Origin of the sequence: Corynebacterium glyciniphilum AJ 3170 (assembly GCF_007673095.1) — a bacterium.
In the GTDB taxonomy this organism is placed as follows: Bacteria; Actinomycetota; Actinomycetes; order Mycobacteriales; family Mycobacteriaceae; genus Corynebacterium.
This window is the reverse complement of record NZ_VDYZ01000003.1, coordinates 43,472-65,110: the sequence shown is the minus strand read 5'-3', so window position 1 is coordinate 65,110 and position 21,639 is coordinate 43,472. Positions and strand designations below refer to the sequence as shown.

Here is a 21,639-nt window from a genome sequence, read left to right as displayed (position 1 = left end):
CTGACTAGGATCGTCATCATGCGTATCGCAACCTTGACCAGTGGAGGGGACTGCCCCGGACTGAACGCCGTCATCCGGGGCGTCGTCCGTACAGCGGCAGGCCGAGGAGCAACCGTCGTCGGGTACGAGGACGGTTGGCAGGGGCTGGTGGAGGACCGTAGGGTCCAGTTGTACGACGACGAGGACATCGACCGGATCCTGATCCGTGGAGGTACGATCCTGGGGACCGGGCGGCTCAAGACCGCCACGTTCAAGGATTCGATTGACCTGGTGAAGGCGAATCTGGAGGATGCGGGTATCGACGTGCTCATCGCCATCGGTGGAGAGGGCACGCTCAAGGGCGCACAGTGGCTCCATGACAACGGCGTTCCGGTCATCGGCGTTCCCAAGACCATCGACAACGACGTGAATGCCACCGACTACACCTTCGGTTTCGACACTGCCGTGGCCGTCGCCACCGACGCCATCGACCGGTTGCACACGACCGCTGAATCACACAACCGCGTGATGATCGTGCAGGTCATGGGGCGGCACGTAGGGTGGATCGCACTGCATGCGGGAATGGCGGGTGGGGCGCACGACATCCTGATCCCGGAAGTCCCGTTCGACATCGACGAAGTCTGCAAACGCATGTCCCGTCGCTTCGAACTGGGTGAGAAGTACGGCATCATCGTCGTCGCCGAAGGAGCGGTGCCGAAAGAGGGGACGTTCGATATCGGGGACCGGGCGATCGACCAGTTCGGCCACCAGAAGTTCGACGATATCGGAGCGAAGATCGCGCACGAGATCGAGAACCGGCTCGACACCGACGTCCGTTCCACAGTCCTCGGGCATATTCAGCGTGGCGGCACCCCCACAGCGTTCGACCGGGTGCTGGCGACACGGTACGCCGTCCATGCCACCAAGGCGGCGTTGCGTGGGGAGACAGGTCAGGTCGTCGCCCTGCACGGTGAACGCATCGAACTGGTCTCCTTCGACGATGCCGTCGGCCACCTCAAGGTCGTGCCGCAGCAGCGTATCGACTCGGTCGGCGCGCTGATCGGCTGACACTAACGGGACTCGAGGTGCCTTCCGAGATTGGTGAGGGCTTCGTCCCATCCGTCGTAGACGTAGTTGTCGCCGGGTCGGCCACCGATTCCCCGGAGGTGGAACACCATCTCCGTGTACTGGTCACGGTCCCCTGAGGCGGAGAACGTCAGCGTGACGACCGGAGATGAGTCTACCGGCGCATCCGGCTCGCCCCAGGTGAAGACAAGTCGTTCGACCGGGGTGATCTGCAGGTACTCGCCTCCGGTGGGGTACTCCTCGCCGGTGGTGTCGTTGACCATGGTGTACGAGTAGCGTCCGCCGACGCGGAGGTCGACAGTGACAGAGTCCGTGGTCACTCCGAACGGGCCGAACCATGCGGCCAGTTCATGGGGGTCGGTCCATGCACGCCACACAAGCTCGCGCGGTGCATCGAATGTTCTGGTGATGGTGAACTCGGGTGCCTTGTCGGGGGAGGTGTCGCGGGTGTTCATGATTCCTGCTCCTGACTTCCGGTTGTCCGGGTAGTTGTCTTCATCTTCTCGAGGTGGGTATCCAGTGCGTCGAACCGCTGGTCCCATTCACGTCGTTGAGCGTCGATCCATTCGGTGACCTCGTCGAGCGCTTCTGTCCGCAACGCGATCGTCCGCCACTGGGCGTTCGCCGTACGGCTGATCAGTCGGGCACGCTCCAGAACCTTGAGGTGTCGTGAGACAGCGGGTGCGCTCATCTCGAAGGGTGCTGCCAGGTCCCCGACACTGGCGGGGCCGTGAGCGAGTCGCTCGAGGATCTTCCGGCGGGTGCGGTCCGCAAGTGCGGAGAAGGCCAGACTGAGGGGCTCGGGATCCACCATATAACCAACTCCTTATTTAACAGTCTAGTTAAGTATACGGCGACCGGTGTGCCACCACAAGAGGTGGAGTGGACACGACGGTGCATCATCACCTGCTTATGCCTCCCCGAGGCAACCCGCACCGTCGACGGAGTTGTAGTGTGTCGCTCACCGCCGGATTTCACTGTGATCACTGTGAACATCGAGACCATGACCTGGCCCTGACATCACAGCACCAAGCCTCTCCCCGGAAAGCACCATGCCATCCTCGTCTGCCCCCGCTGAACCATCCACGCAGTCCGCCCGGTCTTCTCAGGACCGTAGCGCCTATATCGCATCCCTCGGGTTTCCACTGTTGGTGATCATCGGTGGCGTCATCGGCTTCCTCGGGGGCGATGACCTGTCCGCCGCGACCTCCGACTGGACCAACTGGCTACTCGGCCTGATCATGTTCGGTATGGGGCTGACCCTGCAGCCCCGCGATTTCGTCCTGGTCGTCAAACGTCCGCTACCCGTGGTCATCGGCGCCGTGGCGCAGTTCGTGGTCATGCCACTGGCCGCCCTGCTGGTGGTGTGGGTCCTCGGCCTGCCCTCCGCTATCGCCGCCGGAGTGGTCCTCGTCGGATGCGCGCCGGGAGGTACGGCGTCGAATGTCGTCTCGTACCTTGCCCGCGGGGACCTCGCCCTGTCTGTGGCGATGACCTCTGTCTCCACGTTGCTGGCACCACTGCTGACCCCGTTGCTCACCCTGTGGCTGGCGGGCCAGTACATGCCGCTGGACGGGGGCTCCATGGCGTTGTCGATTGTGCAGGTCGTACTCGTTCCCGTCATTGCGGGACTGGTGTTCCGGTTCTTCCTTCCCTCGGTGATCGAACGGATTCTGCCGTCACTGCCCTGGATCTCGGTGTTCGCGATTGCCGCCGTCGTGGCGATCGTCGTGTCAGGTAACCGTGACAATCTGCTCGAAGCCGGTCTGCTCGTCCTCGTCGCCGTGGTACTCCACAACGCGCTCGGCCTGGCGCTGGGGTACGGTGCGGGGCTCGTCACCGGCCAACCGGTGCAGGTGCGGCGCACCATGGCAGTCGAGGTCGGGATGCAGAACTCGGGTTTGGCGGCGGGCCTCGCCGCACAGCACATGGAACCCATGTCTGCTCTTCCAGGCGCGATCTTCTCGGTGTGGCACAACCTCTCGGGCGCGATCTTCGCTGCACTGTGCCGCGCCGCTGACGGCCGGGCGGTACGAAGAGAGCCCCGCCCCAGCGACGGCTCCGAGACCATCCATTAGAATGATTCACCATGACTGCCGTGGTGAACGATTACTCCGATGATGTGATGGACTACGACGAGGTGCTCGAGCGCTTCGACCCCGTGATGGGTATGGAAGTCCACGTTGAACTGGCGACGCGGACGAAGATGTTCTCCGCCTCCTCGGCGGAGTTCGGTGACGCGCCGAACACCAATGTCGACCCCTGCAGTCTCGGACTTCCCGGAGCCCTGCCCGTCGTCAACAGGCAGGGAGTGGAGTGGGCCATCAAGATCGGTCTCGCGCTGAACTGTGAGATCGCCCCGTACTCCCGTTTCGCCCGGAAGAACTACTTCTATCCGGATCAGCCGAAGAACTACCAGATCTCCCAGTACGATGAGCCGATCGCCCATAACGGCTACCTGGACATCGTCCTCGACGACGGTACTCCGTGGCGTATCGAGATCGAGCGGGCCCACATGGAGGAGGACACCGGCAAGCTCACCCATCTGGGAGGGGCAACCGGTCGTATCCACGGTGCGACGGCGTCTCTGGTGGACTGCAACCGTGCGGGGATTCCACTGATCGAGATCGTGACCAAGCCGATCGAGGGAGCGGGGGAGCGTGCCCCGGAAATCGCCCGCGCCTACGTCACCGCCCTGCGTGACCTCGTCAAGGCCCTCGAAGTGTCGGACGCCCGCATGGACCAGGGGTCAATGCGTGTGGACTCCAATCTGTCTCTGCGCGCGGCGGGTACATCGGAGTTCGGCACACGCACCGAGACCAAGAACATCAACTCGCTGAAGTCTGTTGAGCAGGCAGTACGTTTCGAGATGCAGCGGCAGGCGGCATGCATCGTCAACGACGTCGAGATCATCCAGGAGACCCGTCACTACCAGGAGGCCGACGGCACCACCTCCCGGGGCAGGGTCAAGGAGACGATGGCAGACTACCGTTACTTCAACGACCCTGACCTTCCCCCGGTCCTGGCGCCGGCGGAATGGGTCGAAGCGATCCGTGAGACCCTCCCCGAGATGCCGTGGATCCGTCGGGCCCGCATCCAGGAGGAGTGGGGTCTCAAGGATGAGGAAATGCGTGACCTGGTCAACGCCGGCGCGCTTGACCTGATCATCGCCACGGTAGAAGCCGGTGCATCGCCGGCGGAGGCCCGCAGCTGGTGGGTCGCCTACCTCGCCCAGAAAGCCAAGGAAGCTGGCGTTGAGCTCGAGGGGCTGCAGATCACCCCGGACCAGGTCGCCAGGGTCAGCGCACTCGTCAAGGAGGGGAAGCTGACCAACAAGCTGGCACGTAAGGCGGTCGACGGTGTCCTGGCCGGTGAAGGGGAGGTGGATGACGTCGTGGCTGCGCGGGGTCTCGAGGTTGTCCGTGATGACGGTGCGATCGAGAAGGCGGTGGATGACGCCATTGCGGCCAATCCGGACATCGTCGAGAAGTACCGTGCGGGAAACAAGAAGGTCACCGGGGCGATCGTCGGTGAGGTCATGAAGGCGACCAGAGGCAAGGCGGATCCGGCCCAGGTGAACAAACTGATCGCCGCGAAACTGGCCTGATATCGGTTATGCCCGGTCGGTGGGGGCGACCGGGCAGGGACGTGGAGGTTAGCTGTAAGAATGTTCCTTTGGGGCGAGAAAAGGAAAACCGGATCCGAATAGCGGAAACGGGGGTAGGATAGGCGCTGATTCGGGGGTAGTTGAGGCTCTGCGGGAGGAAGATCCGGACAAAATTCCGGAACTTCCGTTGGACAGTCAGCTACATGTGCATAATAAACCGGACGTTAACATACGTGTACCCAATGACTGGGTTGACGTCTGGACGCGCGCGGAACCTCCAGCCACCATCCAGGAGGGGCCTGTGTGATTCCGGAGCGATCGACCACGCACCAGAGGAGCCCTCCGTTGCTCATAGGTATCCCCCGGGAACCGCAAACCTTGGTCTCGGCGACACCTGACACCGTCGGCAAACTGATCAAGCTCGGCTACGACGTAGCCGTCCAGGCCGGCGCAGGTGACCAGGCGAACTTCCCCGACAGCCAGTTCGAGGCTGCCGGCGCCACGATCGTCGGCGAGGACGTATGGTCCTGCGACATCGTCACCACTCTCGACACCCCGTCCGCCGAACACCGCGCGGCGCTGAAGTCCGGGGCGATGCTGATCTCGCGGCTCGCGCCGGCGCGTAATGACGAGCTTGTCGCCGAGCTGGCAGAGAAGAACGTCACCGCCGTCGCGATGGACACCGTCCCCCGGATCAGCCGTGCGCAGTCCATGGACGTGCTCAGCTCCCAGGCCAACATCGCCGGATACCGCGCGGTCATCGAGGCCGCGAACACCTTCGGGCGTCTGTTCACCGGTCAGGTGACCGCGGCGGGTAAGGTCCCGCCGGCCACCGTCTACGTCATCGGGACCGGTGTCGCCGGCCTGGCGGCCATCGGTACGGCGAATTCGATGGGCGCGGTGGTCAAGGCCACCGACCTGAGGCCGGAGACTGCCGAGCAGGTGGAGTCCATGGGCGCGGAGTTCGTGGCTATCCCTACGGCTTCGGAGAAGTCCGACGACGGGTACGCCAAGGAGATGACACAGGACCAGGCTGCTGCCGCCGCGAAGCTCTACGCCGAGCAGTCGGCAGCGGCGGACATCGTGATCACCACGGCGAATATTCCGGGTCGTACGTCACCGGTGCTGCTGACGGCAGCTGACGTTGCGAAGATGAAGCCCGGTTCCGTCATCGTCGACATGGCTGCCGCCAACGGCGGAAACTGCGAGCTCACCGTTGCCGGGGAGGTGACCACCACAGACAACGGTGTGAAGATCATCGGTTACACCGACCTGGCCGGGCGCCTGCCCGCCCAGTCGTCACAGCTCTACGGTCAGAACGTCGTGAACCTGTTCAAGCTGGTCACTCCGGGTAAAGACGGTGAAGCCGTGCTGGATCTCGAGGACGAGATCGTACGTGGTATCACCGTCACGAAGGCTGATGAGGCCGGCGAGGCAGGCTCTGTTGCCGATATCCTCTGGCCGCCGCCTCCGGTGAAGGTCTCGGCGGCTCCTGCGCCGAACCCGAAGGCTGAGACGGCCGAACCGTCCGAGACATCCGGGCAGGAGGCTCCGGCGAGGTCCACCCTGCCGTGGAAGCTGCTGGCGGGGTTGCTGGGCATCGCCCTGGTGTTGGCCAGCCCGCTGGCTGTGGCCGACGAGTACATGGTCCTGATGCTGGCTGTGGTGGTCGGGTTCTACGTGATCACCGCAGTGACCCACAAGCTGCACACGCCGCTGATGAGTGAGACCAACGCCATCTCGGGAATCATCCTGGTCGGCGCGATTCTCCAGGTCGGCTCGTCCAATATCGCCGTGGCTGTCCTGGCGTTCATCGCCATTGTCGTGGCCTCGATCAACATTTTCGGTGGCTTCTTCGTCACCAGGCGCATGCTCACCATGTTCGAGGGAGGCAACTGAGATGAACGTGACCAACCAGCTGATTCTTGCCAACGGTCCGAGTGCGTCTGTCCTGGAGTGGACGGACAAGGTCACCAACCTGGCCTACATCGTCGCTGCCCTGCTGTTCATCCTGGCGCTGGCCGGGCTGGCCAAGCAGCAGACCGCGTCCCGCGGTAACCGGTTCGGTATCGCGGGTATGGCGATCGCCCTGATCGCCACCATCGTCAAGGCTGTCGTGGCCTCTGCCGACGACACCGAGAACTACAACAGCCCGTGGGTCACGCTGCTGCTCATCGCCGTGGCGATGCTCATCGGTGCGGCCATCGGCATTCCGCGGGCCCGCAAGGTCGAGATGACCGGCATGCCCGAACTCATCGCGATGCTCCACAGCTTCGTGGGACTGGCCGCCGTGCTCATCGGCGTCAACTCGTTCATCCAGAAGGCCGGGTCCGACGAGGATGTCGCCGGTTTCAACCTGGGTGAGATCTACCTCGGTATCTTCATCGGTGCGGTGACCCTGACCGGCTCGATCGTGGCGTACCTGAAGCTGTCCGGGAAGATCAGCGGGTCGCCGCTGATGCTGCCGGGACGCAACATGCTCAACGTGCTGGTTATTGTGGTCTCTCTGGTCGGCATGGGTGTGTTCATCGCCGCCGGCACCGACAACCCGGCGCTGTCCTGGACGATTCTGGGCGTCATGCTGGTGCTCGCCCTGGCACTGGGTATCCATCTGGTGGCGGCCATCGGCGGCGGTGACATGCCCGTGGTGGTCTCGATGCTGAACTCCTACTCGGGTTGGGCTGCTGCGGCCGCCGGATTCATGCTGGCCAACCCGCTGCTGATCATCACCGGGTCCTTGGTCGGTTCTTCCGGTGCCTACCTGTCGTATGTGATGTGCAAGGCGATGAACCGCTCGTTCATCTCCGTGATCCTGGGTGGGTTCGGTGCTGACTCCTCTGCCGGCGACGACCGTGACTACGGTGAGCACACCGAGGTTTCCGCTGAGGACACCGCGGAGCTGCTCAAGGGTGCGAAGTCGGTCATGATCACCCCGGGCTACGGCATGGCGGTGGCGCAGGCGCAGTACCCGGTGGCCTCGCTGGTGGCCAAGCTGCGTGAGCAGGGGGTCGACGTCACCTTCGGTATTCACCCTGTTGCGGGTCGTCTGCCTGGTCACATGAATGTCCTGCTGGCCGAAGCCAAGGTGCCCTACGACATCGTCCTGGAACTCGACGAGGTCAACGATGACTTCGGTGAGGTGGACGTGGTACTGGTCATCGGTGCCAATGACACCGTCAACCCGATTGCCGAGGAGCCGGGTTCTCCGATCGCCGGTATGCCGGTGCTCAAGGTGTGGGACGCTGACAAGGTCATCGTCTTCAAGCGTTCGATGGGCTCGGGTTATGCAGGTGTGCAGAATCCGCTGTTCTTCAACGAGAACACCGACATGCTGCTCGGAGACGCCAAGCAGTCGGTGGAAGCGATCACCGCGGCTCTCTAGTTTTCCTCGACGCCGTCGCCGGCCCGGATGTCGTCGGGACGTGGTGCGGACGGTGCGGTGCCCCCGCCGAAGGGGGACCCGCCGAGCCGCTCTCTGCCGTGAGCAGTCAGGAACCCCGCCGGGTCCGGCCCCACCGCCACGACCCCGGTGGGGTTCACGTCTGTGTGGACGATGTAGTAGTGGTCCTTGATCTGGCCGAAGTTCGTGGTGTCTCCGAAGCCAGGGGTCTGGAACAGATCCCGCAGGTAGCCCCAGAGGTTCGGCCTGCTGGAGATCGTGTAGCGGTTGCACTTGAAGTGACCGTGGTAGACCATGTCGAACCGGACCAGGGTAACGAAGAGGTAGATGTCCGCCAGCGTGATGTGCTGGCCCACCAGGTAGCGGTTCTCCGCGAGCCGGTCCTCGAGCATGTCGAGCGTCGTGAACAGCTCCGAGAACGCCTTTTCGTAGGCGGCCTGCGAACCGGCGAACCCGCACTTGTAGACGCCGTTGTTGACGGTCCGGAAGACCCGGTCGGCGATATCGTCGATCTCCGGCCTGAGGTCGGTGGGGTAGAGGTCGGGTGCTCCGACCCGGTGCAGGGGTGTCCACTCGGTGACGAAGTCCTGGACCAGTGTCCGGAAGTCGTTGGTGACCACCGCCTTTGACTCGATGTCCACGAGGGCGGGGACCGTGATGCCTTTGGGGTAGTCGGCGTAACGGTGAAGATAGCAGTCACGCAGTCGTCCCACCCCGAGCACCGGGTCGACGGAATCCGGGTCGAGGTCGAATGTCCAGGACTTCCAGTCGTGGGTGGGGCCGGCCAGTCCGAGCGACAGTGGTGCAGGATCTTCCGGAGCGTCCGCCCCGTCGAGCCCCAGGAGACGACGGACGATGACCGCCCGGTGAGCCCACGGACAGGCCCGGGCTGCGACCAGCCGGTACCGGCCGGCCTCGACTGGCCAGGGCTGTCCCTGTCCCGAGGAGGTGGAGGCCGGGTCGAACCCGGCCGGATCGGCGACGACGCGGTCGTCGATGTAGTTCATGTCCCTGTTGAAGCCTTCGTCCCCGCTGGCGACGTAGCCCATGGTGTCCTCCTTGTGTCCGCTGTGTCCTGCGCTCTGTCCTGCGTTCTGTCGTGCGGGTGCGACATACCGTGTCGTCCTACGCGGTCGCGCCCGGGTTCTAGCCTAGGCTTGACGCACGTATCCATGCGGAAACGAGCACACGGACCAGCACGAGATCTGGCGCCAGAGGTCACCACGCCGGCGGCGCAGAAGGTGGAAGACCATGGGATTGTTTGACCGTAATCCGGAGAAGTCGGGGAAGCCACGCAGCGAGGACTCGACCGCCCCTGCCGGACGCGTAGACCACAGTGACGACGATCTGTTCGACGCCATTGACTCAGTGGACGGGATCGACGTCCCGGACGCGACGCGACCCCTCTCAGTGCCGGGGGCGGACAGTGGTTCGTCTCGGGGAACGTCCCGGGAGACCCCGGACGTGCCGGTGGCCGACGACACGCGGGATCGGAACGCCCCGGAGCCTCCGGAGGTTGAGGAGACGCCGGAGACCCCAGATGCTCCGGAGTCCACGGCCGTCACGGATGCCACGGAGCGCACCGACAGCGCAGATCCCTCGGATGCGGGGGAAGCGAAGCCGAAGCGGGACATTTACGCGATGTCGGGCAGAGCCCGGCCGCAGCGTATCGAACCGCGTACCGCCGAGCCGGCGCCCACTCCGACGCCCACCCCGACGGCCTCGGACGGTGACCGTACCGAGGTCTTCGGCGCCGCAGCCGCCGATCCTGCGTATGGCGTCCCTGATAACGAGGACCAGCACGAGACCCGTGCGTTCGGTAGTTCAGCAGGTGCCTCCGGCGTGGCCGACCCGGCCTACACCGACGGCTCATCGGCGTTCGTGGGAGAACCGGGAACCGGACAGGACGCCCCGGAGACCTCGGTTTTCGCCGCAGGCGCGACAGGAACCGGGGCAGCAGCAACGAACCAGACGGCCACCGGGCCTATGGCAGACGACCGCACCGTCGTCTCTCCCGACGATCCTGAGTCGTCATATGCCGCAGGGAGTCCGGCGTCCCGGGCCGGGGACGTGGACGCCGATCCGAGGAGGGGCACCCTTGATTTCGGCCTGTTCATCCTGCGTGTCGTGGTCGGGGCGCTGCTCGTGGTACGCGGACTGCAGACACTCTTCGCCTTCGGCGGTGACCCGGGCATCAGTGCCTTTGAACAGACACTGGCGGCCTACAACTTCGCCGACATCCTGGCAGTCGCGGTGCCGGTTGCGCAGATCGTGGCTGGAGGCCTTCTGGTCTTCGGTCTCCTCACCCCGGTGGGAAGTGCCCTGACCGTGGTGGTCGCTGGATTCCTTGCGTTGCACAACCTGTCGATCTGGGATTCGGGGTACTGGCCGTACACCCTCAGTCCCCAGGTGCAGTTCTGGGCGCTTCTCGGCCTCGCTGGTCTCGTCCTGACCTTCACCGGGCCGGGGCGGTACGCGGCCGACGCTTCCCGGGGCTGGGCCACCCGGCCATTGGCCTCCGCCTGGGTCTTCGCGGTCATCGGACTGGCGGGTGCTGCGGGGGCGTGGCTGGCCGTCGGAGGTGGAAACCCGTTCTGACCGGTCATCCCAGGGCGAGACGGGCTGCCATGCCGATCATCAGCAGGCCGATTCCCAGGTTGATCCACCGCCACACCCGTGGGCTGGACAACGGGCGACTGAGGAGGCGGGCTCCGTACCCCACCACGAGGAAGAACAGGGTGGAACCGAGGACCGCGCCGACGGTGAACACCCATTTTCCCGTGTCGTCGTACTGGTTGGCCATCGTTCCGAACACGACGATGCCGTCGACGTAGGCCGCGGGGTTCAGGAAGGTCACGGCCAGTGCGGTGGGAAGTGCCGCGAGGGCGCCTGTCCGGCGTGCGCGGAGGGGAGTGTCGGGGCGGGGGATTACACGGGCGACGGTCGCCACCTGGCCTCCTCCGTGGGGGTAGTCGGCGGTGGGTGTGGGCACCCCGGACGACACTACGGGGTCTGGTGAGACGGATTCGGCTGCCTGGTCCGGGGCGCCACTGTCGATTCCGGTGGGGTGGCGGACGTCCCGCAGACAGGTGACGGCGAACCAGAGCAGGTAGGCCACGCCTCCCCAGCGCAGGATCTCCAGGAGAACCGGGAGTCTGTCGGTGACGACACTGACTCCCGCGGTACCCAGTGGTAGCAGGATCAGGTCACCGAGGACGAAGATGGCGACGACCAGCCCCACTCCCCAGCGTTTGACCCCCTGTTTCAGCAGGACGACGTTCTGTGGGCCGACTGCCGCGATCACGGACAGCTGGAACACCAGGCCGGCGAGAGCGACGTGGAGGACCGGGAGGAAGTTTTCGTTCAGCACGGGCCAGAGCCTAGGAACCTCATGTTGTGAAGACAAGCAAGCTCTGCTTGAGATGCTTAAGATGTGCTTCATGATGCCACGTCACATGGATACCTTGCTGCTCGTCGTCGATGAAGGGAGTTTCGAGGCTGCAGCGGACCGCCTCGGGGTGAGCCCGTCCGCGGTGAGTCAGCGCATCAAGGCGCTCGAGGCGGACGTCGGACGGGTCGTCGTGCGGCGGACGTCGCCGGTGGGTGTCACGGATGCCGGTGAGGTGCTGGTTCAGACCGCCCGACGGATGCGGCTGCTGGAATCAGAGACAGATGACAGGTTACGGGGACGTATCGGTGAGAGGCCGGTCAGCGTCGGAGTCAACGCGGATTCGCTGGGTACGTGGTTCCGCCCTGTGCTCCGGCACGTTGCAGAGGTGGGCGGTATGTCTCTGGAGTTGAATCTGGAGGACGAACAACACTCCCTGGCGATGCTCCGGCGGGGAGACTGTATGGGGGTGGTCACCGCAGAAGCGGAGCCGGTCGCGGGGTGCGTCGTCGAGGAGCTCGGGAGCCTGCACTACTGGCCGGTCGGGGCTCCGGACCTGGCCGACGAACTCGAGGCTGCCAGGACTGTCCGCGGTGAGGACGCCTGGGCTTCGCTGCCCCTGCTGGTCATCGGGCCGCACGACCGGATGACCGACGGGGTGCTGGAGCCGCGCGGTGTGACACCGCGCCCCGGCCGCCGGGTCTCCCGGATTCCGAGTTTCGAGGGGCTCAACGACGCAGTGGTCGCGGGCCTGGGGTGGACGTTGGTGCCGGTCGCGTCAGCACAGCCGTACGTGGACGCGGGGACGATGGTGCGCCTGGCCGAGGACGTCATCGAGGTCCCGTTGTATTGGCAGCATTGGCGCCTGGAATCCGACACCCTCGGTGTACTCACTGACGCGGTGCATGCGGCGGCGGCCGTGGGGCTCAGCGCCTGAGCCTCCGGTAGGCCCGGGCGGACAGCGGAAGGAAGACCGCCACGAGGGCCAGCGGCCACAGGACAGCGGCCAGCACTGCGTGGTCCGCCAGCGTGCCCCCGGTGAAACCGGTGGGGTTGCCGAAGAGCTCGCGGGCGGCAGTTGCGGTGGCTGACACCGGGTTCCAGGTGGCGACCGGTTCCAACCATGCGGGCATGTACTCGGGGGAGACGAAGGCGGTGGACAGGAAACCGACGGGCCAGACCAGCACCTGGACCATCGTCGCGGCGCCTTCATTCCTGCCGAGGGTGAGCCCCAGGTAGATTCCGATCCACAGTACGGCGAACCGGAACCAGAGCAGGAGTGCGACGGCGAGAACAGCCTCGGCGGCGCTTCCTGTAACTCGCCAGCCCAACAGGAGCCCGCCGACGATGAGGACGATGAGCTCCACCGACGACGTGACCATGTCGGCTCCGACGCGGCCGAAGGCGACTGAGGCGTCACCGATGGGAAGCGACCGGAAGCGGTCGGTGATGCCTTTCTTCGCGTCATTGGACATGGCGGTGGTCGTGGCCTCGACTCCGAACATCATCGAGAGGGCCATCATGCCGGGCAGGAGGAAGTGGATGTAGTCTCCACCGCCGGGCAGGCTGATGGAACCGCCGAAGAGCAGGGAGAACATCAGCAGGAGCATGACGGTGAACATGATCGTGAACACGGGCGTGAGAGGTTGGCGGCGCCAGTGGAGAAGCTCCCTGGCCGTGAGGGTCAGACCGTTGGTGATGCTGTTCATCGGTTCTCCTCGGTGGAATCTGAAGACTCTGAAGACTCTGGTGATTCTGTTGACTCTGTGACGGAGAGGAAGACTTCGTCGAGCGTGGGACGGCGCAATGCGATGTCAGTCGGTGTCAGGTTCGCGGCGTCGAGTCGGCGGATGATGTCGACCATGTCGGCGGCACCGTCCGGTGCCGCCAGGCTGACGAGAAGCTTGTCCGGATCCGGCGTGAACGACAGCTCACCCGGCGCCAGTGCACATTCAACATCGGCGCTGGACACCTGGGAGGTGAACGTGAGGTCCACACGGTCACCGCCGCGATTCGCCTTGAGCTCGTCCGGTGCGCCCTCGGCGATCACCCGACCGGATGACATGATCGAGATCCGGTCGGCGAGCCGGTCGGCCTCCTCCAGGTACTGGGTGGTCAGCAGGACGGTCGTGCCCGCGTCGGCGGCCCGGAGGACGGCGTCCCAGACGTCGATACGACCTCGGGGGTCGAGCCCGGTGGTGGGCTCGTCGAGGAAGAGGACGTCAGGGTGACGGATGAGGGACACGGCGATGTCGAGCCGGCGTCGCATTCCTCCGGAGTAGCCGGACACCGGTCGGTCCGCAGCGTCTGTCAGGGAGAACTGCTCCAGGAGTTCGTCGGCACGGCGGCGGGCGTCGGCACGGCGGAAACCCAGGAGCCGGGCGAACATCACGAGGTTCTGGTGGCCGCCCAGGATCTCGTCCACTGCGGCGTACTGGCCGACCAGGCCGATACGGGCACGTACGGCGTTGCCGTCACGTACATCGGTGCCGGCGATGCGGGCAATACCCTGGTCGAGTGAGGTCAGCGTGGTGAGCACCCCGACGGCGGTGGTCTTACCTGCTCCGTTCGGTCCGAGCAGTCCGTGGATGCTGCCAGTTGGAACAGTGAGGTTGAAATTGTCGAGGGCACGGTGCGTGCCATAGGCCTTCACCAGGGATTCTGCGTGGATGGCGGGAGGGGAGTCGGAAATCACCATAAACTCCTAACGGTGTACGGAATTAGCGAGGGAGGTTTAACGTACGCCGTTCGGAGTAAGCTGTCAACATGGAATCTGACGCCAGACGCGCGACCCCGCCATCCCCACCGTCACCGGCACTGTCCACGGGAGGTGGGGCCCTGGACCCCGACCGCATGCTGCGGCTTGTCTGGCGGCACCAGGTGGGTGAAGAGACCGGGGCTCGTGGTCCCCGGAAGAAATGGTCCGTCGATGAGGTCGTCGACACCGCTATCGAGGACGCCGACACCATCGGGGTCGAGGGACTCTCGATGCGCAGGATCGCGGAGAAACTCCACACATCCGCCGCGAGTCTGTACACCTACATTCCGGGCCGTGACGAGCTTCTCGGTCTGATGATCGACCAGGTGATGGGACGCGTCGACCTACCGTCCTTCAGTGGGGTGGCAACCGATCCGGAGGTTGTCGGTGACCGGCTCCGGGTGATCTCCAGGCTCGCCTGGGATGAGATCCACCGGCACCCGTGGCTGCTCGCCGCCCAACGGCACCGGCCCCTGATCGGTCCGAATATCTCCCGACGCTATGAATGGCAGCTCTCGGCCCTGGACGGGTGTGGGCTCGACGACGTCTCGATGGACCACACCGTCGCCCTGGTTGAGTCCCATGCTGTCGCCAGTGCCGCTGCCAGTGTCAACGCGCGCGAGCTCGCCCGGATGTCCGGGCACAGTGACGCGGAATGGTGGCAGGTCAACGAGCCCGTCCTCTCCCAGGTCATGCAGGGCGATGAGTTCCCCGTATCGGGACGTGTGGGCACGGCGGTGGGGGAGAAGTACCAGGCCATCACCGATCCGGCTGCAGTCTACGAATACGGGCTCGAGGTGATTCTTGACGGGGTCAGGACGCGTCTCGGTGGCGCCTCCGGAGCCCCCGGTACTGACGGTATCTGACTTCTGGAAGGGCTGATCCTTCGGCGCGATCCGCTTCTCGGAAAGGACAGATGATGCGTACGCACCCCCAGACCATGCGGTTTTGCTCGGTGAACACTTTCCTGCAATGATTGAACGCGTTCAAGGCTCGGCCTTCCGTGACCCCGCCGTTCTACCGCCCCTGCGGCGGTGTACACCGCGCCGGTCTCCGGCAGCGTCCGGTGTCACAGTCATTCGAGCCACGCGTCCCGGCCACTTTCTCCGGGGCTCGTCAAGGAGCTCCCATGAGCCAACCCAAGGCCACAGATCCCCCCGGCCCGGCGAAGTCGCGCTTCCGCATGGTCGGCACCGCTGTCTTCACCGTCGTCGCCGTCGTCGTCATCGGTGCCGCATCCTTCTTCTCGATCCGGTCAGCCTCGGGCGGCACGGATGTCCGGAGCAACCTCTCACTCATCGCGCCGGCGGCTGCCGGTGGCGGCTGGGACACATTCCAGCGCGAGCTGCAGCAGACCCTGAGAACCAACGGGATCGTCAACAACGTCCAGGTCGTCAATGTGCCCGGTGCCGGCGGCACCATCGGCGTGGGCGTTCTCGCCCAGCAGCCGGAGGCCAACAACCTCATGGTCGGTGGGTCCGGCCACATCACGGCGCAGGTTCAATTCGGTACCCCGTCGAAGATCCAGGACGTCACCCCGGTGGCCAAGGTCCTCGAGGAGTACGACATCATCGCGGTTCCCGCCGACTCTCCCCTCGAATCGATGGCCGACGTCAGTGAGGCATGGACGCAGGACCCGCGTTCCCTGGCCTGGACCGGGGGTGGTTCCTTCGATCAACTCGTCATGACCGACATCGCTCTGGAACTCGGTGTCCCCGCGTCCGAGACCACGTACATCCCCTCCGACGGCGGAGGCGAGGCTATTCAGGCACTGCTCAACGGAACGGCCGACGTGACGGCCGGCGGCTTCGCCGACATCTACCCCCAGGTCGAGTCCGGCAGATTACGGGTCCTCGGCGTCGTGGCCGAGGACCGCCTCTCCGGGACCCCGGAGATCGAGGCGATCCCCACGCTGACCGAACAGGGCATCGACGTGACCATCACCAACTGGAGGGCCCTCTTCGCCCCTCCCTCCGCCACGCGCGAGGACATCGAGGAACTCCGGGAGCTCGTCGCCGAAGCCGTGGAGACCCCGGAGTGGCGTGCCACCGTGGAACGCAACTTCTGGCGCGAGGCACCGATGCAGGGCGAGGAGCTCGACCAGTACATCCAGGACGAGACGGACCGGATCACCACCCTGTTCGAGGAGATGGGACAATGACCGCAAGTACCGCAAGTACCACAAGCGACATGTCAGAACCGCGGGCCACCACGCCGGTCGGCGCGGGCACAGTCTGGGCCGGCAGGTCCGGACTGATCATGCCCGTCGTGATCGCCGGGTTCAGCCTCTTTCTCATCGTCGGTTCGATGACCATGGACGGCCCGGACGCGGATTTCCCGGGACCGGGGTTCTTCCCGACTCTGATCGGTGTCATCGGTCTCGTCCTCGCCGCGGTGATTGCCGTGGGGATCATCCGCCGCCCCGAGCCCGTGGAGGGGGCGGCCGAACAGACCACGCGGTTCCACTCGGACTTCTCCGCCCTCGGGTGGACCGTCCTGGGGTTCCTCGCCTTCGCGGTCCTGCTGCCGTGGCTCGGCTGGATCCTCGCCTCCGGACTGCTGTTCTGGTGTGTGGCCCGGGGATTCGGCTCACGCCGACCCCTGTTCGACATCCTGGTGTCGCTATTCATGGGGTCGGTGGCCTATCTCGCCTTCGACGTGGCACTCGGTCTCAGTCTTCCTTCCGGCATCATCGGCGGGGGGTTCTGACATGGATTCGCTCAGTCTTCTGATGGAGGGCTTCGCAGGAGCCCTCACACCGGTCAACCTCATGTGGGTGCTCCTCGGCTGTCTCCTCGGCACCGCTGTGGGCGTCATGCCGGGACTCGGCTCCTCGATGGCGGTGGCACTGCTTCTGCCGATGACTTTCGCCCTTGACCCGACGGCGGCCTTCATCTTCTTCGCCGGCGTGTACTTCGGCGGGCTCTTCGGCGACTCCACGATGGCGATCCTGATGAACACCCCGGGGCAGGCCTCCGCCATCGCCTCGACGTTCGAGGGACACAAGATGGCATTGTCCGGTCGCGCCCCACAGGCGCTGGCGACGGCAGCCATCGGCGCTTTCATCGGTGGATTCGTCGCCTCGGTCGTGGTCGTCTTCTTCGCCCCGCTGCTCGCCGAGTTGTCCACGTACTTCGGACCGGCTGAGTACTTCGCGCTGGCGCTGTTCGCCTTCGTCGCCACCTCGTCCGTGGTCTCCGACTCGGTCCCCAAGGGCCTGTCCGCTCTCGTCATCGGCCTGGGGATCTCGACGATAGGCATCGATTCGGTGACCGGCACGGAACGGTTCACCCTCGGAGTGCCCCAGCTGTTCGACGGGATCTCGATTGTCACCGTCACGGTGGCGATCCTCGCCCTCGGAGAGGTCTTCTTCATCGCCTCCCGCGCACGACGTGAGAACCAGGACCTCAAGACACGGTCCGCAGGACGGCCGTGGCTCAAACTCGCCGAGTTCCGCGAGGCGTTGCCCGCCTGGCTGCGGGGCACCGCGATCGGTATGCCCTTCGGCATGATCCCGGTAGGCGGCTCCGAGGTACCGACATTCCTCGCCTACTCCGTGGAACGACGCCTGGACACCCGTCGGAAGACACCGAAGTTCGGTAAGGGCGCCATCCGAGGACTCGCCGCGCCGGAGGCCGCCGGGAACTCGACGACAGGTATGGCGATGGGCGCCCTGCTGGCCCTCGGCCTGCCGGTCTCCGCCACGGCGGCCATCCTGCTCGCGGCCTTCCGTCAATACGGTCTGCAGCCTGGCCCGCTGCTCTTCGACCGCAACCCGGATCTGGTCTGGGCACTGCTGGCGAGCTTCTTCATCGCAATGGTGGTGCTGCTGATCATCAACCTGCCTTTCGCCCAACTCTGGGCCAAACTCCTGCTTATCCCGCAGCCCTATCTCTACGCGGGAATCGCCCTGTTCTGTGGACTCGGCGTCTACGCCACCTCGGGCCGGGTGTTCGACCTCCTGCTCCTGCTGGGTATTTCGGTGATCGGCTTCCTGATGCGCCGTTACGGCTACCCGCTGGCGCCACTGATTATCGGCATGGTCCTCGGACCGCTGGCCGAGACGTCAATCAGAGACGCCCTGCTGTCCTCCTCGGGCGACTTCACGGTCCTTGTCTCCAGCCCCATCACCTGGACCATCTACGGTGTGTTGGCGCTGGTCCTGCTGGTGGCGATCCGCGGTGCCGTCATCAGCCGGACCCGCCAGCGACGTCTGAAGGCTGCCGAAGCAGACGCCTAGGGACGCCTAGACACTCACAGTCACCGACGCCAGGGCAGCCCCTGTCGCCGTCCCGCTCGCCGCGATCGACGCAGGTGATCCGTCGGCGATGATCCGGCCTCCGTCGACACCGGCGCCAGGGCCCAGATCAACGACGCGGTCCGCCTGGGCCACGACGCGCAGGTCATGTTCGACCACCACCACGGAATCGCCGGCGTCGACCAGCCGGTTGAGCTCCTTGACCAGCAGATCGACATCAGCTGGATGCAGCCCCGTCGTGGGCTCATCGAGCAGATGGACAGTGGGTGTACCACGGCGCACACGACGGCTGCGTTGAAGTTCGGTGGCCAGTTTGATGCGCTGGGCCTCCCCGCCGGAAAGCTCCGGGGCACCCTGTCCAAGACGCAGGTAGGACAGCCCCACCGCCTCCAGTGCCTGAAGAGCGGTGTGGACCGCGGGCTCACCGGCGAAGACGTCCAGTGCATCGGCCACCGTGAGATCGAGGACATCGGCGATGGTGAATCCGTGCCAGGACACCTCCAGCGTCTCGTCGTTGTACCGGGACCCCTGACAGTCAGGGCAGATGGTGTAACTGCCCGGGAGGAAGACGAGCTCGACCTCGATCGTCCCTTCGCCGTTGCAGGTCGGGCACCGACCCTCGGTGACGTTGTAGGAGAACCGCGAGACCGTCCAGCCCCGTTCCCGGGCATCGTCCGTCGCAGCGAAAAGTCGCCTGACATGGTCGAACAACCCCGTGTAGGTCGCCAAGGAGGACCGGGTCGTCCGGCCGATGGGTTGTTGCGTGATATGGACCGTACGGATCCCTGCGTCGGCCAGCACCTCCGGTAGCGCATTCGACACCAGCGTCGACTTGCCGGAACCTGAGACCCCGGTCACCGCCGTGAACTGGCCGAGTCCCAGAGAGATGTCGATGTCCAGGGTGCGCTCGGTCGTGCGCACCGGCAGCGACGACGACGCCGGCCGGACCGGGAACTCTCCGGACCCCTTCAGCGGCGGGGCAGGTGCGGCAAGGGCACGACCGGTGGGGGTGTCCTGGCCGGAGAGGCCGTCAACCGGGCCGGACCACAGTACCTCGCCGCCGTTCTCCCCGGCGCCGGGACCGATATCGACGACCCAGTCGGCACCGGCCACCAGTGACATGTCGTGTTCGACGAGGATCACGCTGTTACCGGCCGCCAGGAACCGCCCCATCAGTTCACTGACGGCGACCCGTTCCGTGGGATGCAGCCCCGCAGAAGGTTCATCCAGGACGTACACCACACCGAACAACCCGGAATGAAGTTGCGAGGCCAGACGCAGCCGCTGCAACTCACCGCCGGACAGGGTCGAGGCGGGCCGGTCCAGACTCAGATGACCCAGTCCCAGTTCCACGGCCGCCCGGATCGTGGGGACCACCTGTTCCAGCAGGAGACGCTCGGCCTCTGAAGGAGACGTGACCCCGTCGAACAGCGCGACCAGATCCTCCAACGGGACCGTATTGAGCTCGTCGACCGCCATACCCAGATAGGTCACGGACAACGCGTCCGCGGTCAGACGACGACCACCACAGGTCGGACATACCGAATGATCCATGAACGACAGAACCCGGCGCCGTGTCGAGTCCGACGATGACGACGCCAACGTCTCCCGGAGATAGGTCGACACCGACCTCCACGTTCCGTCGTAGGTCCGCTGAATCTGGTCCGCACCGCGGACCGGATGGACCGTCACCACCGGCTTGTCCGGCGTGAAAAGGATCCAGTCCCTGTCCTCACGGGGCAACTCCGACCACGGTACGTCCGTCCGGTAACCCAGCGTGACGAGAATGTCATGGAAGTTCTTCCCCAACCAGGCCCCGGGCCAGGCGGCGATCGCCCCGTCGTCAATCGACAAGGCCGGGTCCGGCACCATCGACTCCTCCGTCGGCGCGTGGACCGTCCCGGTGCCCTGGCATGTCGGGCACATGCCCGACGCCGTGTTCGGCGAGAAGCGGTCTGAATCGAGCCGCCCCACGCGCTCCCGTACCTCTGCCGGATACGTCCCGGCCCGGGAAAACAACAGCCGTACCGAGTTCGACACGGTGGAGAAAGTTCCCACGGTCGACCGCGCACCACCACCGGACCGTGACTGCTCCAGGGCCACCGTCGGGGGAAGGCCGTCAATCCTGCCCACCCGCGGATCAACCGCGCCGGCAATCAGGCGCCGTGCGAACGGGGCCACCGACTCCAGGTACCGTCGCTGTGCCTCACCGTGGATCGTACCGAACGCCAGTGACGACTTCCCTGAACCGGAGACGCCCGTGACAGCGACAAGCTGACCGCGGGGCAGACTGACATCGACATGCCGAAGATTGCGCAGGTCGGCGTCGTGGACGCGGATATCAGAGCTCGTGTCGGTCATGGCCGCCCATTCTAGGCGGTAGCGTGGGGACATGGACTTCGGGATACATGGAAAATGGGCCGTTATCGGGGCCTCCAGCCAGGGGCTGGGATTCGGATGTGCAGATGCGTTGGCGGCAGAAGGAGTCAACCTCGTCGTGAACGCGCGCCGGGCCGGGCCGCTGGCTGAGGCAGCTGACCGGTTGCGTTCCCACGGGGTCATGGTGCATGACATCGCCGGGGACATCAGCGACCCGTCTGTGCGCGCATCGTTGCTGGACGCGGCCCCGCAGGTGGACATCCTCGTCACCAACGCCGGTGGGCCGCCGCGCGGCGATTTCCGGGACTGGGACCAGGACGACTGGCTCGCTGCACTGAAGCAGAACATGCTGACCCCGGTCGAGCTGATCAAGGCCACGGTGGACAGCATGGCCGAACGTGGGTTCGGCCGGGTGGTGAACATCACCTCCGGTGCGGTGAAAGCGCCGATCGCGCAACTCGGACTCTCCAACGGGGCCCGCAGCGGATTGACCGGCTTCGTCGCCGGCGTCGCGCGGCAGCCGCAACTGGCCTCGGCGAATGTGACCGTGAACAACCTGCTTCCGGGACGGTTCGCGACAGCACGGTTGGCTCAGACCGGGGACGGAGCTGCGCCCTCGACCGACGGAATTCCGGCGGGGCGCTTCGGCGATCCCGCGGAATTCGGCGCGACCTGTGCTTTCCTCTGCTCCGCTCAGGCGGGGTACATCACCGGACAGAACGTGCTGATCGACGGGGGAGCATACCCGGGCACGCTGTAACCCCGGGGACGATCTGAGACACAA

General features: G+C 65.3%; 19 protein-coding genes. 12 read left to right on the top strand and 7 right to left on the bottom strand.

From position 1 onward, the window contains the following. Nucleotides 1–18: 18 nt before the first annotated feature. On the top strand, nt 19–1,047 hold the full coding sequence (locus FS507_RS03860) for an ATP-dependent 6-phosphofructokinase (RefSeq protein ID WP_145941506.1): 1,029 nt from the start codon (nt 19–21) through the stop codon (nt 1,045–1,047). A 2-nt stretch (nt 1,048–1,049) separates the two neighbouring features. On the opposite strand, the gene FS507_RS03855 is transcribed toward FS507_RS03860, so the two are convergent. Together FS507_RS03855 and FS507_RS03850 are read right to left on the bottom strand one after the other, a co-directional pair. Beyond that, entirely contained in the window at nt 1,050–1,520 is a 471-nt protein-coding gene (locus FS507_RS03855; RefSeq protein WP_145941505.1) for an SRPBCC family protein, read from the bottom strand. Further along, nucleotides 1,517–1,879: an ArsR/SmtB family transcription factor gene (locus FS507_RS03850; protein ID WP_145941504.1), complete on the bottom strand. Its 363-nt coding sequence runs from the start codon at nt 1,877–1,879 to the stop codon at nt 1,517–1,519. Before FS507_RS03850 ends, FS507_RS03855 begins: the two co-directional genes overlap by 4 nt. A 238-nt stretch (nt 1,880–2,117) precedes the next feature. Between FS507_RS03850 and FS507_RS03845 the strand changes: the two genes are divergently transcribed. The 4 genes from FS507_RS03845 to pntB all read left to right on the top strand — a co-directional run bounded on the left by FS507_RS03845 (nt 2,118) and on the right by pntB (nt 8,054). Beyond that, nucleotides 2,118–3,143, top strand: coding sequence for a bile acid:sodium symporter family protein (locus FS507_RS03845; protein WP_145941503.1), 1,026 nt, complete (start codon nt 2,118–2,120; stop codon nt 3,141–3,143). Between the two features lie 11 nt (nt 3,144–3,154). Then, nucleotides 3,155–4,672 carry an Asp-tRNA(Asn)/Glu-tRNA(Gln) amidotransferase subunit GatB gene (gene gatB, locus FS507_RS03840; RefSeq protein WP_145941502.1) on the top strand — a complete coding sequence of 506 codons (1,518 nt, stop codon included), beginning with the start codon at nt 3,155–3,157 and terminating at the stop codon, nt 4,670–4,672. Nucleotides 4,673–5,017: 345 nt separating this feature from the next. Then, on the top strand, nt 5,018–6,571 hold the full coding sequence (locus FS507_RS03835) for a Re/Si-specific NAD(P)(+) transhydrogenase subunit alpha (protein ID WP_145941501.1): 1,554 nt from the start codon (nt 5,018–5,020) through the stop codon (nt 6,569–6,571). A gap of 1 nt (nt 6,572) precedes the next feature. Further along, entirely contained in the window at nt 6,573–8,054 is a 1,482-nt protein-coding gene (gene pntB, locus FS507_RS03830; protein ID WP_145941500.1) for a Re/Si-specific NAD(P)(+) transhydrogenase subunit beta, read from the top strand. Here pntB and FS507_RS03825 read toward each other — a convergent pair. Beyond that, a complete protein-coding gene (locus FS507_RS03825; RefSeq protein ID WP_145941499.1) occupies nt 8,051–9,121 on the bottom strand; it encodes a glutathione S-transferase family protein in 1,071 nt (356 codons plus the stop codon). The genes pntB and FS507_RS03825 overlap by 4 nt on opposite strands. A gap of 202 nt (nt 9,122–9,323) precedes the next feature. Between FS507_RS03825 and FS507_RS03820 the strand changes: the two genes are divergently transcribed. After that, nucleotides 9,324–10,670, top strand: coding sequence for a DoxX family protein (locus FS507_RS03820; protein WP_145941498.1), 1,347 nt, complete (start codon nt 9,324–9,326; stop codon nt 10,668–10,670). A gap of 4 nt (nt 10,671–10,674) precedes the next feature. Here FS507_RS03820 and FS507_RS03815 read toward each other — a convergent pair whose 3' ends face one another. Beyond that, nucleotides 10,675–11,442, bottom strand: a complete 768-nt coding sequence (locus FS507_RS03815; RefSeq protein ID WP_260853151.1) for a LysE/ArgO family amino acid transporter — start codon at nt 11,440–11,442, stop codon at nt 10,675–10,677. A gap of 70 nt (nt 11,443–11,512) precedes the next feature. Between FS507_RS03815 and FS507_RS03810 the strand changes: the two genes are divergently transcribed. After that, entirely contained in the window at nt 11,513–12,397 is an 885-nt protein-coding gene (locus tag FS507_RS03810; RefSeq protein ID WP_145941496.1) for an ArgP/LysG family DNA-binding transcriptional regulator, read from the top strand. Here the strand turns inward: FS507_RS03810 and FS507_RS03805 are convergent. Together FS507_RS03805 and FS507_RS03800 are read right to left on the bottom strand one after the other, a co-directional pair. Further along, nucleotides 12,387–13,169, bottom strand: a complete 783-nt coding sequence (locus FS507_RS03805; RefSeq protein ID WP_145941495.1) for an ABC transporter permease — start codon at nt 13,167–13,169, stop codon at nt 12,387–12,389. The two genes, FS507_RS03810 and FS507_RS03805, sit on opposite strands and share 11 nt — an antisense overlap. Beyond that, entirely contained in the window at nt 13,166–14,158 is a 993-nt protein-coding gene (locus FS507_RS03800; protein WP_145941494.1) for an ATP-binding cassette domain-containing protein, read from the bottom strand. The genes FS507_RS03805 and FS507_RS03800 overlap by 4 nt, the downstream gene beginning before the upstream one ends. 68 nt (nt 14,159–14,226) lie before the next feature. Between FS507_RS03800 and FS507_RS03795 the strand changes: the two genes are divergently transcribed. The 4 genes from FS507_RS03795 (at nt 14,227) to tctA (ending at nt 18,458) form a co-directional block, all read left to right on the top strand. Next, on the top strand, nt 14,227–15,084 hold the full coding sequence (locus FS507_RS03795; protein WP_145941493.1) for a TetR/AcrR family transcriptional regulator: 858 nt from the start codon (nt 14,227–14,229) through the stop codon (nt 15,082–15,084). A gap of 263 nt (nt 15,085–15,347) precedes the next feature. Continuing rightward, complete coding sequence (locus FS507_RS03790; RefSeq protein WP_145941492.1) at nt 15,348–16,379, top strand: tripartite tricarboxylate transporter substrate binding protein; 1,032 nt, start codon at nt 15,348–15,350, stop codon at nt 16,377–16,379. A 29-nt stretch (nt 16,380–16,408) separates the two neighbouring features. Then, nucleotides 16,409–16,927: a tripartite tricarboxylate transporter TctB family protein gene (locus tag FS507_RS03785; RefSeq protein WP_145941635.1), complete on the top strand. Its 519-nt coding sequence runs from the start codon at nt 16,409–16,411 to the stop codon at nt 16,925–16,927. A 1-nt stretch (nt 16,928) separates the two neighbouring features. Next, nucleotides 16,929–18,458 carry a tripartite tricarboxylate transporter permease TctA gene (tctA, locus tag FS507_RS03780; protein ID WP_145941491.1) on the top strand — a complete coding sequence of 510 codons (1,530 nt, stop codon included), beginning with the start codon at nt 16,929–16,931 and terminating at the stop codon, nt 18,456–18,458. Nucleotides 18,459–18,464: 6 nt separating this feature from the next. Here the strand turns inward: tctA and FS507_RS03775 are convergent, their stop codons facing one another. Next, a complete protein-coding gene (locus FS507_RS03775; protein WP_145941490.1) occupies nt 18,465–20,837 on the bottom strand; it encodes an ATP-binding cassette domain-containing protein in 2,373 nt (790 codons plus the stop codon). Nucleotides 20,838–20,868: 31 nt separating this feature from the next. On the opposite strand from FS507_RS03775, the gene FS507_RS03770 reads away from it, so the two are divergent. Beyond that, entirely contained in the window at nt 20,869–21,615 is a 747-nt protein-coding gene (locus tag FS507_RS03770; protein ID WP_145941489.1) for an SDR family oxidoreductase, read from the top strand. Nucleotides 21,616–21,639 lie beyond the last annotated feature (24 nt).

What these genes read in the sequence shown, in the direction of transcription:
- FS507_RS03860 (WP_145941506.1), top strand. Translation starts at nt 19, where the DNA reads ATGCGTATCGCAACCTTGACCAGTGGAGGGGACTGCCCCGGACTGAAC.
- FS507_RS03855 (WP_145941505.1), bottom strand. Translation starts at nt 1,520, where the DNA reads ATGAACACCCGCGACACCTCCCCCGACAAGGCACCCGAGTTCACCATC.
- FS507_RS03850 (WP_145941504.1), bottom strand. Translation starts at nt 1,879, where the DNA reads ATGGTGGATCCCGAGCCCCTCAGTCTGGCCTTCTCCGCACTTGCGGAC.
- FS507_RS03845 (WP_145941503.1), top strand. Translation starts at nt 2,118, where the DNA reads ATGCCATCCTCGTCTGCCCCCGCTGAACCATCCACGCAGTCCGCCCGG.
- gatB (WP_145941502.1), top strand. Translation starts at nt 3,155, where the DNA reads ATGACTGCCGTGGTGAACGATTACTCCGATGATGTGATGGACTACGAC.
- pntB (WP_145941500.1), top strand. Translation starts at nt 6,573, where the DNA reads ATGAACGTGACCAACCAGCTGATTCTTGCCAACGGTCCGAGTGCGTCT.
- FS507_RS03825 (WP_145941499.1), bottom strand. Translation starts at nt 9,121, where the DNA reads ATGGGCTACGTCGCCAGCGGGGACGAAGGCTTCAACAGGGACATGAAC.
- FS507_RS03820 (WP_145941498.1), top strand. Translation starts at nt 9,324, where the DNA reads ATGGGATTGTTTGACCGTAATCCGGAGAAGTCGGGGAAGCCACGCAGC.
- FS507_RS03810 (WP_145941496.1), top strand. Translation starts at nt 11,513, where the DNA reads ATGATGCCACGTCACATGGATACCTTGCTGCTCGTCGTCGATGAAGGG.
- FS507_RS03805 (WP_145941495.1), bottom strand. Translation starts at nt 13,169, where the DNA reads ATGAACAGCATCACCAACGGTCTGACCCTCACGGCCAGGGAGCTTCTC.
- FS507_RS03800 (WP_145941494.1), bottom strand. Translation starts at nt 14,158, where the DNA reads ATGGTGATTTCCGACTCCCCTCCCGCCATCCACGCAGAATCCCTGGTG.
- FS507_RS03795 (WP_145941493.1), top strand. Translation starts at nt 14,227, where the DNA reads ATGGAATCTGACGCCAGACGCGCGACCCCGCCATCCCCACCGTCACCG.
- FS507_RS03790 (WP_145941492.1), top strand. Translation starts at nt 15,348, where the DNA reads ATGAGCCAACCCAAGGCCACAGATCCCCCCGGCCCGGCGAAGTCGCGC.
- FS507_RS03785 (WP_145941635.1), top strand. Translation starts at nt 16,409, where the DNA reads ATGTCAGAACCGCGGGCCACCACGCCGGTCGGCGCGGGCACAGTCTGG.
- tctA (WP_145941491.1), top strand. Translation starts at nt 16,929, where the DNA reads ATGGATTCGCTCAGTCTTCTGATGGAGGGCTTCGCAGGAGCCCTCACA.
- FS507_RS03775 (WP_145941490.1), bottom strand. Translation starts at nt 20,837, where the DNA reads ATGACCGACACGAGCTCTGATATCCGCGTCCACGACGCCGACCTGCGC.
- FS507_RS03770 (WP_145941489.1), top strand. Translation starts at nt 20,869, where the DNA reads ATGGACTTCGGGATACATGGAAAATGGGCCGTTATCGGGGCCTCCAGC.